We start from the raw sequence: 12,663 nt of genomic DNA, 5'->3' as shown, positions 1-12,663 counted from the left end.
GCGCAAGCCGCTAAATCTGCTGCCACTGCTGCTGGCCTGTCTGCCACTGTTAACCAGCTGCGTACCGAAGCAACAAAGCTCGCTACCCGTCTGGATGCCGCAAAGCACACCGCAGATCTTGCCGCTACCGTCAGAAGCAAAACAGCCGGAGCCGACGCCGCAGTGCTTGCCGACATGCTTGGAAATATTGCAGCAGAAGCTACATATATTGCTTCAATCGCTGACCAACGTTACACAGCGGGAATAGCATGTGAAAGAATATATAAATCGATTCAAGAAGTAAGTGAATATACTCATAATCCACCTTAATCCTTATCAAGAAATTCAATGGGTTAATCTTGTTTTTTAGCGTTAAATTAATAATGCTACTTTTAGTTATTGGAATTGTCTGATTTGTTTTGTAAATCCAGACAATTCTGTGCTTTTTTTAAATAATTGATTTTTATGAGTTTTCAGTGAGGGTAAGGTATCTTTTGTAAATTTTTGAAAACAAGTTTTAACTTGAAATTTCGTTTTAGTATAAAGACCCTCCCTTTAAGAGGGGAATAAAATAAAACATATTAAATTGGTCTTCTAAACTAAGATTAGTTAGTTAACTCACGCTTTCGCGTGACCATATAAAATTACTAATTATAGTTATGGTTGATTACCGCCTGGGAGTAAGTTATGTCACAGAAGCATAGGTTGAGTAAGGTTTTTCTCGCGGTTATATCTGCAATTTTTAGTGTGAATGTTTATTCAACCAATGTCGTTGATGGACAAACATTAATTATTGATACACAAGTTACCGACACAAGTACCAATGTTGGATACCAAAGCGAAGGTACATTAATTGTTACTACCGGTGGAGAATTTACAACAACCTACTTAAGTGCAGGACGTGGCGGTGGTATCGGAAAAATTGAGGTTATCAATGGTGGGCTTCTAAATGTAAATGCTGCTAGTTCAACTTACCCATTTAATATCGGAGGATCATCTGATGGTCCTGTTGGGACTACCCCGGCATTTGGCTCTTTAACTATTTCTGGTGAAGGAAGTATAGCTTCATTTACCCCTACAGCCTCCTCTGCGATACGGATAGGAGCAAGAGATGGTAGTGGTTATATCAGCATCCTTGATGGTGGTAAGCTAATTGATAATGGTACTAGCACCTCATTTGGTGGAGTCTGGATTGGTGATAGTCCCATTGGCGCAGGTACAACATCCGGTAGCGTTGTTATTGATGGCGTCAATAGCGAGCTTTGGAGCGCAGCTAGGATTATCGTTGGAACGTACAGCTATGGAACTTTAAGTATCACTAACGGTGGAATAGCCCATACGGCCAATAATATAAATATAGGTAATCAAGCAGAAACTATAAATTATGATAATACTTTAGATGTATCTGGCTCTGGCTCGATAGCTCAAGCGGGAACGTTTATTACAATAGGATTAAATGGTAAAGGTACCGCCATTGCTACAGATGAAGGGACGCTCATTGCACCGGAAATTCGTATTGCATCAAACGTGAATTCTATAGGAGAGCTGGCTGTGGGGGCCAGATCCGGTGAGCAAGCCGTTTCAGCAGGGATAATTGATGCACAATCTATTAAATTTGGTTCAGGAACCGGAGTCTTAAATTTAAATCACACCAGCAGTGACTTTACCCTCGCGGCAGATATCAGTGGTAATGGCACCATTAATGCACTGAGTGGAGTATCAACTCTTTCAGGCGACAATTCGGCGTACCAAGGGCATTTTAATATTGATGCCCCGGCTACGCTCATTATTTCAGACCAAAAGAATATCGGGAACAACGTCGTTTCTTTAACCGACGGAACACTGGCAATCGATACCACCCAGGACTGGGACTTTACAAACACGCTGACGGGACAGGGCACATTGTCTGTGGATACCGGTGGGAATAATTTCGATTTCAACTCATCTACCCTGACGGACGCTTTTAGCGGGGTTCTGGCACTGAAAGATACGGTTTTTTCACTTGCAGGAACGAATACTGTGGCGCTGAGAAATATGGTACTGAATCTTGGCGCTGAGAGTGTGACAAAGGTGGGAGATGGTCAGCAAAATCTGGAAGGACTATCCTTTGGCGGCGGCACGCTGATTTTTGGTGATGTCACCCCTGGAAAAACAATAAGTGATAACACAGTTTTTACTACTGGAACTCTGGATATTTCTGGCCAGGGTACAGTGCAAATTACCACAGCTAGTGATTTCCATAATGTTTTACCCACGCCAGATGGCGCTATTCCCTTACTTGAGCAGGATGATGGCAACATCCTGGTTCAACTCGGGTCTGGTAACAGTGTTACTGGTAGTGGGGGGAATCTGACGCTAGCCGATCAGAATGGCAATATTATAAGCAACGGTGGTGCGAGCAGCGATATTACCCAGAACGGCATTGTCGTAGCACAAGGGACTTATGATTATCGACTAACAGGTGGGGATAACAACGACGGATTGTATGTCAACTACGGGCTGACGCAGGTGGAATTGCTGGGTCAGGAGAGTGATGCACTGGTGCTGGCAAGTGAAGGCCGTATTGGCAGTTCGGCAGATTTGAGTGCAAAACTGACCGGAACAGGCGATTTGGCTATCGACACCGGAGAAGGTAATACGGTCTCTTTGTCTAATTTGGAAAATGACTACACGGGGACGACGGATATCCGTAGCGGCAGACTCCTGATGCAGAATAATAACGTTCTGGGGAGTACGGCTCTGCTGCAAATGGCACAGAATACCGGTCTTGAGATGAATGGATACAGCCAAACGGTGGAACTGGTTGATATTTCGGAAGATGCGCTGGTGAGTCTAGAAGGTGGAAATCTGATCATCAACCAGGGTGGGCTGATAAATGGCGAATTGTCGGGAAGTGGATCGCTTGCACTGAACGGTGGATTCCTTGAAGTGGATGGGTCTAATGATTCGCTGAGTGCAGATGTCACTATCGCAGAGATCGCCACTGTAAACCTGAATTCGGTTCAGGGGTTGGGGACTGGTTCGCTTGATCTGGCGGGGCGGCTTAACGTGACGGATGCGGAAGGCGTGATGGCTAACGATCTGAGTAACTCCGGCACTCTGGCATTGAATGCCAGTCAGGTAAAACTTGCAGGAAATAATAGCGAGTTCAACGGGGTTTTCATGGTTGATGAGGACAGTAATCTGATGGCATCCAGCGCTGCACATTTGGGTGATGCCGCTGTCCAAAGCGAGGGGCTTCTGACTCTCTCCACCGATGAATACTGGCAACTCAATAACAGTATCACGGGAAGCGGAGATCTGCGGAAAGAGGGCATTGGCACAGTGGCGCTGGGTGTAAACAGCACGTTATACACCGGAACGACTGACATCCTGCATGGAGGGCTGACGTTTGGGGCAGGAGATAATTCCGCCACACTGGCATCCTCGCAGGTCAATATTTTTGAAGGAGGCTCCCTTGCGGGTAATGGTACCGTCTCCGGCAGCATCAGTAATCAGGGGATCTTACAGGTTGGGGCATCTCCGGCGGAATCAGTTTCTCGCCAGGCACTGATGAGCACTTTTGCAGCAGCAAGTACAGATATACTTACAATTAACGGTAGCCTGACGAACAGTGGATTTGTAAGACTTGCCCGGGTATCCGATACCGCTCAGGCAGGCAATCAGCTTGTGATCAACGGTGACTATACAGGCAATGAGGGACATCTGATTTTTAATACTGTGTTAAATGATGATGCTTCTACCACGGACCATATGAGCGTGGCAGGAGATACCACTGGCACCACAAGTGTTAGCGTTTCCAATGCGGGGGGCTCAGGCGCGCAGACTCTGGAAGGTATTGAATTGATTAATGTGGGGGGACGTTCTGATGGGGAGTTCATTCAGGATGGACGCATAGTCGCTGGGGCTTACGATTACTCTCTGGTTCGCGGCGAGGGTTCAGCACATAACAACTGGTATCTGACCAGCATGACAGAAATGGTGGAACCCGGTGAACCGAGTGAACCGAGTGAACCGAGTGAACCAGGTACACCTGGCGGTGAATCACAACTACGTCCCGAAATGGGCAGCTATATTGCCAATAACCTGGCGGCAAACACTCTGTTTATGACCCGTTTGCATGATCGTCTTGGAGAAACTCAGTACACAGATATTCTGACCGGAGAGAGAAAAGTCACCAGCATGTGGATGCGTAATGCTGGTGGGCATACCCGTTTTAAAGACGGCAGTGGTCAGATCGGAACACAGAGTAACCGTTATATTTTGCAGATTGGCGGCGATGTGGCGCAGTGGAGTACGGATGGACTGGATCGTTGGCACCTTGGTGTTATGGGGGGATATGCCAATAGCCAGAGCCGCAGCAAATCAAACCTGACTGGGTATACTTCTCGTGGGCAGGTTAACGGTTATAGCTCGGGACTGTACGGGACCTGGTATTCAAATGATGCGGACAAAAGCGGGATGTATGTTGATACCTGGATGCTTTACAACTGGTTTGACAACACCGTGTCGGGACAGGGACAGGCAACAGAGAAATATAAATCACGTGGGATCACGGCGTCACTGGAGACCGGATACAGTCTGAAACTGGCACAGCGCAATCGTGACAGCTACTGGATTCAGCCTAAAGCACAGTTAGTATGGATGGATGTGCAGGCTGACAATCATCAGGAGCAGAACGGTACCCTGGTGAAAGACGACACGGATAGTAATCTGATGACTCGTCTGGGAATCAAAGGGTATATCAACGGTCGTAATGCAATCGATGATGATAATGACCGGACCTTTCAGCCGTTTATCGAAGTGAATTGGATCCATAACACACACAATTCCAGCGTGACGATGAACGACGTGCGTAATGAAATGCGTGGTGCGAAGAATATTGGTGAAGTGAAAGCGGGTGTGGAAGGGCAGATCACGTCGCGATTGAATCTGTGGGGTAACGTGGCTCAGCAGGTGGGTGACCAAGGATACAGTGATACGCAGGGTATGGTTGGGATTAAATATGTCTGGTAATGAGTCAGTGACAGTTCTGGATTCTCAACGACATCCTAAAGTCACTCTCAACGTGAGTATTAGCCCATGGGTTGCTGATGTTTTGAATAAAAAAGAGTATATGGTACTGGAGTTTTTATTGATTGGTTTCAATGTTAAAACCATTTCCGATATTGAACGAGGGAATATTAAGACTATTTCCTCTAGGAAAATGTCTATATATAGAAAGTTAAGTATCATAAGCGATACGACTCTTTACAGAGACTTACTTGAGCAAAATGCAATAGTACTTTCAAAATTAGATATTTAATTATAAAAGAAGCCCCTCTAAGGGGCTTCTTTTATTTATAAAAAAAGAGGTAGGAGCAAGCGGATCCTTTTCAGTGAACCGCTTTGTTACGGGGCGGCGACCGTGCTGATTCTCGCTATTTATGAATATTCTCCGCAAGTTGCCGTTTCCGTATTTCTCTCCGATTACAACAAAATTTGTATCTAACAAACAGGACAATACCGATGCCAGCACGTGCTAAACGCCCATGCCGACACAAAGGGTGTGCGGCAATCACCAACGATGTCAGCGGATATTGTGACCAACACCGACAGCAGCATGCTGGTGACGGCTGGCGGAATTATCAGTCAGGAAAGAGCAGGCAAGAACGTGGATATGGGCGACTCTGGGAAATAAAACGAGCACGTATCCTTCAGCGTGATAAATACCTGTGTCAGAACCATCGCCGGCAGAAGATAGCGAAGAAAGCTACCAGCGTTGACCACATCATTCCAAAAGCTCATGGCGGTACTGATGATGATGCTAATCTGGAGTCGTTGTGCTGGGAATGCCACAGAGCAAAGACAGCAAGGGATCGTATTCGATGAGTTATGCCCATTATATATACTGTGTGCAGTGTGGCTATTTTTCGAACTCCTGTTCGCACAATGCGAGCAGTTGTTGTCGCCGCAATCTGAATTACGATTTTCATCTCTATTAAAGCAGACGCATGTCTGGGGGAGGGGGGATCAAATCCCTGACCCCTTTCGTACTTCAGGACTGCATCCTGAAGGCCATTTTTGCACGTCATAAATAAGGATCTTTTTTCCGGTAGGTTTCACCTATTAAAAGAGGAGTTATGGCTGGTGGAATTCGATCGTCTGGAGGGGGGAGAAAACCCATCTTACCCGCCGGACAAAAAAGTAAATTAACCCGAATTGCACCTCCTACAGAGTTAATGGGGGAGGCTGCTATAAGAATGTGGAAGACCCAGAGCAAAATCCTGATCGAAAGAGGCGTATTTGAACTTGAAGATGCCCCCTTACTTTTAGCCTACTGCAATGCCTTCCATCTCATGCTTGAAGCTGAAAAATTACTGGCTTCAGGGCTGACAACTGAAAGTGAAATGGGAGGATTAAAAAAACATCCTGCAGTTAACGTCCGAAATGATTCAGTTTCCCAGATTGCCCGTCTGGGCTCACTTCTGGGATTAGATCCGCTCAGCCGTATCAGAATGACCAGTGGCAGAAATGCTCCTGACGATGACGGGAATGAATTTGATGAGTTTGACTGATGGCTACATATCCGAACGTCAATGCAGCGAACCAGTATGCAAGAGATGTTGTTGGCGGGAAGATCCTTGCTTGTCAGTTAACTGTGCTTGCCTGTCAACGACACCTTGATGATTTGGAACGTGCGAAGGATCCTGACTGGCCTTACCGGTTTGATAAAAACAAGGCCGAGCGATTTTTGCGCTTTGCTCAGAAGATGCCTCATACGGCCGGTGAATGGGCCAGGAATAAACTACGCATAGAATTTGAGCCCTGGCAAAAGTTTGCTCTTGGTGTGCCATTTGGTTGGGTTAATAAGAAGTCCGGATTCCGCCGTTTTTCTGAAATATATATTGAGGTTCCCAGGAAAAATGGGAAGTCCGCAATTGCAGCTGCCGTTGGTAATTATATGTTTTGCGCTGATGGGGAACATGGTGCAGAAGTGTACTGTGGCGCCACTACAGAAAAACAGGCCTGGAAAGTCTTCTCTCCCGCTCTACAAATGGTAAAAAAACTCCCTGCATTGCGACAAAAATACTCAGTCAAACCCTGGGCGAAGAAAATGACCCGTCCGGATGGCGCTGTTTTTGCGCCAGTCATCGGCGATCCTGGTGACGGCGATTCCCCTTCATGTGCAATTATTGATGAATACCACGAGCACCAAACAGATGCTCTTTATACGACTATGACAACAGGAATGGGGGCAAGGGAACAACCTATCACTCTGATCATTACAACTGCGGGTTATGACATTACTTCTCCGTGTTATGAGAAACGTGCGCAGGTGGTGGAAATTCTACGCCGGAATCGGGTGGGAGAAGAAAATGAAACGATTTTCGGTATTATTTACGGTCTTGATGATGATGACGACTGGACAAAACATGAAGCATTAATCAAAGCAAATCCAAACTTTGGCATTTCCGTAAAAGAACACTTCCTGCGCGCCAAACAATTGCTTGGAATATCTAACCCCAGCCAGACGAACAAAATTCTTACCAAGCATTTTAACCGGTGGGTAAGTGCCAAGACGGTTTTCTATGATCTGCAAAAATGGATGGCTGCAGCGGACAATAGTCTCAAGTTGTCTGATTTCGCCGATGAAGATTGCTGGTTGGGGATAGACCTTGCGTCTAAGGTTGACCTGAATGCGGTCGTACCAGTATTCAGACGGGAAGTGGATGGTATTACGCATTTCTACTGTGTCAGTCCGATGTTCTGGGTGCCTGAAGATACGGTTTACTCACCAGATCCCACATTGAAAACCACTTCTGACCGCTATCAGTCATTTGTTAAACAAGAGGTTCTGATACCGACAGAAGGTGCGGAAGTGGACTATCGGCTTATTTTTGAGTCAATCCTTCAATTACGTCAGCGTGTAAAAATCATTCAGTGTCCTATTGATCCTTACGGTGCAACATCATTACGACACATGCTTGAAGAGGAGGGGCTGGAGCCAGTTGAGATCAGGCAAAACTTCACCAATATGAGTGACCCAATGCGTGAAATCGAGGCCGCGCTGGCATCAGGACGTTTTCATCATGACGGTAACCCTATCATGAACTGGTGCATCCAGAATGTCATCGGGCGTTATTTGCCTGGAAGCGATGATATTGTCCGCCCCGGCAAGGAGGGTAAGCAAAATAAAATTGATGGTGCTGTAGGATTACTTATGGGGATCGGACGGGCCATGCTGAACAGTACAGTAATTAAATCGGCTTATGATGAGGAAGATATTACATGTTAATCACAGTCCTGAGTTTTATTATCGGCCTCGTTGGTGTCGGCTTATTGTCGACCGGCGCCTGGCTTATTTCACCCTCCGTCGGATTTATTACCGGCGGCTTAATTTGCCTGCTGTGGTCGTTTTTAATTGCGAGATCCATATCTACAGGATTTCACAAACCAGGGGGTGAGTAATGTTTATCCCCCAGATGTTTCGGGGTAAATCGCGATCAGGTGGTGGATTCTGGGAAACCATGCTGGGAGGTGTGAGTTCGAGTCAGAGTAAGGCTGGGATAATCATAACTCCTGAAACTGCGATGGCATTATCAGCTGTACGGGCATGTGTAACTCTTCTGGCTGAATCCGTAGCACAACTGCCGTGTGAGCTTTACAGACGAGGTGCTAACGGAGCCCGTAAGCGAGCTACTGACCACCCCGTTTATGATCTTGTACATTCCCAGCCTAATAAAAAGGACACCTCTTTCGAGTATTTTGAGCAACAACAGGGCTTGTTAGGGCTGGAGGGCAATTGCTACTCGATCATCGACAGGGACGGGAAAGGGTATCCACGCGAATTAATCCCGGTAAACCCCAAAAAGGTCATCGTCCTGAAAGGGCCTGACGGGATGCCCTATTATGAACTCCCCGAAATTGGCGAAACGTTGCCAATGCGCATGATGCATCATGTGAAAGTATTTTCGCTCGATGGCTATATCGGCAGTTCTCCAATCCAGACAAATGCTGATGTACTTGGGTTAAACCTGGCTGTGGAAGAACATGCTGCTCAGGTTTTTCGTCGAGGTACGACGATGAGCGGTGTTATTGAGCGTCCAAAAGAAGCTGCGACAATCAAAAACCAGGATGCAATAGACAGACTGCTGGCAAAGTGGACGGACAGATATTCCGGCGTCAGGAACGCATTCTCTGTTGCATTGCTTCAGGAAGGGATGAGCTACAAGCAGTTATCTCAGGACAATGAGAAAGCGCAGCTGTTGCAGTCCCGTCAGTGGGGCGTGGAGGAAGTGTGCCGACTCTATAAAATCCCGCCTCATATGGTGCAGATGCTGGCGAAAGCCACGAATAACAACATTGAGCACCAGGGGCTGCAGTTTGTGATGTACACGCTGTTGGCCTGGCTGAAGCGTCATGAAGGCGCATTAATGCGCGATCTGCTTTTACCCAGCGAGCGCGGTGATCTGTACATTGAATTCAATGTTTCTGGCCTGCTGCGCGGGGATCAGAAGTCACGCTATGAATCTTATGCACTAGGCCGCCAGTGGGGCTGGTTATCGGTTAACGACATTCGCCGCATGGAGAACCTTCCACCCATCGCCGGAGGGGACAAATACCTGACGCCTCTGAATATGGTCGACAGTAAACAAATCTTACCTGGCGATAACACGCCAACAGCAAAACAACTGGCAGAAATCAACTCTATTCTGTCCAGAAACTGAATATCACCCGCAGCGCGGGCTGACCTGGTAAACATCATGACAAAAAATTTAATTAATCTGCCGCACCTGGCGGCTATGGTCTTTGGTGTTCCGCATTACGTGACACGACAGACAATGGATTCTGTAAAAGCTGTGCTGGTTCCCCGTATTCAGGGATTATCAGAAGAGGCTGGAATTCACATGACGCAGGATCCTGATAACAATCAGGCGCCAGATTTGGTTCAACCAGCTGGTGGAATGGCAGTTATTCCTGTTCACGGCATTCTGGTTCCGCGTCGTGGGCAAATTACTGCAATGTGTTCTGAACTTACCAGCTATGAGCGCATACGTAGCCAGGTGCATGCTGCATTAAATGACCCTTCCATCAGTGAAATTGTGCTGGATATAAATTCTGGTGGTGGTGCGGCGGTTGGATGCAAGGAACTGGCTGATTATATTTTCCAGTCACGTCAAACTAAGCCTATTACTGCAATTGTGAACTACAGCGCCTATTCTGCGGCTTACTTTATCGCTTCGGCCTGCAGCAAAATTGTAGTCAGCCAGACCAGTGGAGTCGGCTCGATTGGAGTGATCATGGAACACCTGGATACTTCCAGGATGGAAGAGCAAATGGGGTTAACATTCACCACGATTTTTCGGGGAGATAACAAAAATAACGGTACACAACATGAGCCGCTGAGTGAAGACGCTCGGGGAATGTTCCAGAGGATGATTGACGATATGTACGAGACGTTTATTACCTCTGTAGCGGAATACCGGAATCTTGCCCCTCAGACGGTGATTAACACGCAGGCCGGAATCTATTTCGGCGCTGATGCCATTTCTGCTGGTCTTGCTGATGAAGTTTCGGATCCTCAGTCTGCGATTAATGCCATTGCAGCAAAGTACAAACAACCTCAACAAACCACTTCTATAAAGTTGCAGGCCGCCGCGATGGACCTGCAAACCAGAATGTGACCCGGCGCTAACGCGTCATTACCAGAAAGCAGCCTGTTGGCTGCTTTTTTTATACCAAAAAGAGAGAAAACTATGCCACAGATTGAAGAATTACGTCGTCAGCGTGCGGGTATTAATGAGCAGGTACAGGCCCTGGCCACGATTGAAACTACCGGTGGAACGCTGACAGCGGAGCAGTTAACCGAATTTGCCAGCCTGCAGCAGCAGTTCACGGATATCAGTGCCAGAATTGAGCGTCTGGAAGCGGCTGAACGTGCTGCAGCACTTGTTGCCAAACCGGTTAAAGGTACACAGCAGGCCCCTGGTATCAGCGTTAAAGCAGAGCCAAAGCAATATACCGGCGCAGGCATGACCCGTCTGGTAATGTCGATTGCGGCAGCACAGGGTAACGTCCAGGACGCTGCAACATTTGCAACTGAAGAACTGAATGACCCGTCTGTCTCGATGGCCATCAATACTGCCGCCGCGTCAGGTGGCGTTCTTATTCCGCAAAACCTGCACAGCGAGGTGATCGAACTGCTGCGCGATCGCACCATCGTTCGTAAGCTGGGCGCGCGCTCCATTCCGCTGCCGAATGGCAATATGGCGCTGCCGCGTCTGGCCGGTGGTGCGACGGCGAGCTACACCGGGGAAGGCAAGGATGCGAAAACATCAGAAGCGCGCTTCGATGATGTGAAACTCACTGCGAAAACCATGATTGCAATGGTGCCAATCTCCAACCAGCTGATTGGTCGTGCCGGCTACAACGTGGAGCAACTGGTCCTGCAGGATATTCTGACCGCGATTTCTGTTCGCGAAGATAAAGCCTTTATGCGCGATGACGGTACCGGTGATACGCCTGTCGGTATGAAAGCGCGGGCAACTGAGTGGAACCGCCTGCTGCCGTGGGAAGCTGCTGCAGAGGTTAATCTGCAGACGATTGATACCTATCTCGACAATATTATCCTGATGGCGATGGACGGGAACAGCAACATGATCAGCTGCGGCTGGGGCATGTCGAACCGTACCTACATGAAACTGTTCGGTCTGCGCGACGGTAACGGTAACAAGGTCTACCCGGAAATGGCCCAGGGGATGTTGAAGGGATTTCAGATTCAGCGTACCAGCGCTATCCCGGCAAACCTCGGTGACGCAGGCAAAGAGTCGGAAATTTACTTCGCTGACTTTAATGATGTGGTTATCGGTGAAGACGGCAACATGAAGGTGTCGTTCTCGCAGGAAGCCTCCTATCAGGACGGGGACGGAAATCTGGTTTCCGCGTTCTCCCGTAACCAGTCGTTGATCCGCGTGGTGACGGAGCACGATATCGGCTTCCGTCATCCGGAAGGTCTTGTACTCGGGACAAAAGTGCTGTTTTAACCGGTCCTGCACTCTGTGCGACCACGGTCGCACAGAATAAAAGCACGTAATCCCCCAGGCCCGCAGTAGCGGGTTTTTTCTTTTCAGGAGCAAAACGATGACAACGAAATCAGCAAAAGCAGCGGCAGCGGCGGCTGCAGCCGGTGATGTGAAAAAGCCGGATGAACTGACGCCGGAAAATTCAGTGGACGGGGATGACGGTCAGAATACTGCAGCGGGTTCAGATAATGCCGGTGTTGAACTGACCGGAAGTGAAACAAACGGGACTACGGGCCTGACGGGAGCAGAAGTGGCGCGGAAAGCGGTTTTTTTCCTGGGACCCTATCATCGTTATTCACGCGGTGATACGGCCTGTTTTGATGCTGAGTACGCAGAGAAACTGGTTGAACGCCATATTGCGGTATGGCCAGAAGATGCGGAAAAGGCGCTGAGTCCCCGCAAGGGAGCCGATGACCATGATACTGACATTGGATGATGTGAAAATCCAGCTCCGTCTGGAGCCGGATTTCACAGAGCATGACGGCATGCTCACTAAAATGGTGGCGGCGGCGCAAAAGAGTATTGAACGTGACTACTACTGCAAACTGGTGGGAAGCGATGACGAACTGCAGGCGCTGCCGGAAGGTGTACGCGGTTTTGTGGCGGATGAAGATATCCA

The 12,663-nt window shown here is 48.0% G+C and carries 12 protein-coding genes; all 12 read left to right on the top strand.

Features of this window, described 5'->3' with window-relative positions:
* Nucleotides 1–309 (top strand): DUF2514 family protein (locus tag OGV94_RS24975; RefSeq protein WP_286524706.1); only part of this gene is annotated, 309 nt, incomplete at its 5' end.
* Nucleotides 310–666: 357 nt separating this feature from the next.
* The gene (locus OGV94_RS24970) at nucleotides 667–4,995 is read left to right on the top strand and encodes an autotransporter outer membrane beta-barrel domain-containing protein (protein ID WP_286524704.1); all 4,329 of its coding nucleotides are present in this window, start codon (nucleotides 667–669) and stop codon (nucleotides 4,993–4,995) included.
* Nucleotides 4,985–5,284, top strand: a complete 300-nt coding sequence (locus tag OGV94_RS24965; RefSeq protein WP_105179606.1) for a helix-turn-helix domain-containing protein — start codon at nucleotides 4,985–4,987, stop codon at nucleotides 5,282–5,284. Before OGV94_RS24970 ends, OGV94_RS24965 begins: the two co-directional genes overlap by 11 nt.
* A gap of 203 nt (nucleotides 5,285–5,487) precedes the next feature.
* Nucleotides 5,488–5,850: an HNH endonuclease gene (locus OGV94_RS24960; protein WP_286524702.1), complete on the top strand. Its 363-nt coding sequence runs from the start codon at nucleotides 5,488–5,490 to the stop codon at nucleotides 5,848–5,850.
* 251 nt (nucleotides 5,851–6,101) lie between these two features.
* Nucleotides 6,102–6,536, top strand: a complete 435-nt coding sequence (locus tag OGV94_RS24955) for a phage terminase small subunit P27 family (protein WP_080625271.1) — start codon at nucleotides 6,102–6,104, stop codon at nucleotides 6,534–6,536.
* The gene (locus OGV94_RS24950) at nucleotides 6,536–8,257 is read left to right on the top strand and encodes a terminase large subunit (RefSeq protein ID WP_286524699.1); all 1,722 of its coding nucleotides are present in this window, start codon (nucleotides 6,536–6,538) and stop codon (nucleotides 8,255–8,257) included. Before OGV94_RS24955 ends, OGV94_RS24950 begins: the two co-directional genes overlap by 1 nt.
* The gene (locus tag OGV94_RS24945) at nucleotides 8,251–8,430 is read left to right on the top strand and encodes a hypothetical protein (protein WP_080625269.1); all 180 of its coding nucleotides are present in this window, start codon (nucleotides 8,251–8,253) and stop codon (nucleotides 8,428–8,430) included. The genes OGV94_RS24950 and OGV94_RS24945 overlap by 7 nt, the downstream gene beginning before the upstream one ends.
* Nucleotides 8,430–9,689 carry a phage portal protein gene (locus OGV94_RS24940; protein ID WP_080625268.1) on the top strand — a complete coding sequence of 420 codons (1,260 nt, stop codon included), beginning with the start codon at nucleotides 8,430–8,432 and terminating at the stop codon, nucleotides 9,687–9,689. The genes OGV94_RS24945 and OGV94_RS24940 overlap by 1 nt, the downstream gene beginning before the upstream one ends.
* A 36-nt stretch (nucleotides 9,690–9,725) precedes the next feature.
* A complete protein-coding gene (locus OGV94_RS24935; protein WP_286523153.1) occupies nucleotides 9,726–10,646 on the top strand; it encodes a S49 family peptidase in 921 nt (306 codons plus the stop codon).
* 72 nt (nucleotides 10,647–10,718) lie between these two features.
* Complete coding sequence (locus tag OGV94_RS24930) at nucleotides 10,719–12,005, top strand: phage major capsid protein (protein ID WP_286523151.1); 1,287 nt, start codon at nucleotides 10,719–10,721, stop codon at nucleotides 12,003–12,005.
* A 97-nt stretch (nucleotides 12,006–12,102) separates the two neighbouring features.
* Complete coding sequence (locus tag OGV94_RS24925) at nucleotides 12,103–12,480, top strand: hypothetical protein (protein WP_286523148.1); 378 nt, start codon at nucleotides 12,103–12,105, stop codon at nucleotides 12,478–12,480.
* Nucleotides 12,461–12,663, top strand: a 203-nt coding sequence (locus OGV94_RS24920; RefSeq protein ID WP_286524694.1) for a phage head-tail connector protein, incomplete at its 3' end; no start/stop codon positions are given. The genes OGV94_RS24925 and OGV94_RS24920, both read left to right, overlap by 20 nt.

Origin of the sequence: Citrobacter sp. Ce006 (assembly GCF_030336535.1) — a bacterium.
GTDB classification, from domain to species: Bacteria; Pseudomonadota; Gammaproteobacteria; order Enterobacterales; family Enterobacteriaceae; genus Citrobacter; species Citrobacter europaeus.
The sequence above is the reverse complement of the archived record's forward strand: the minus strand, read 5'-3'. Positions and strand labels throughout refer to the sequence as shown.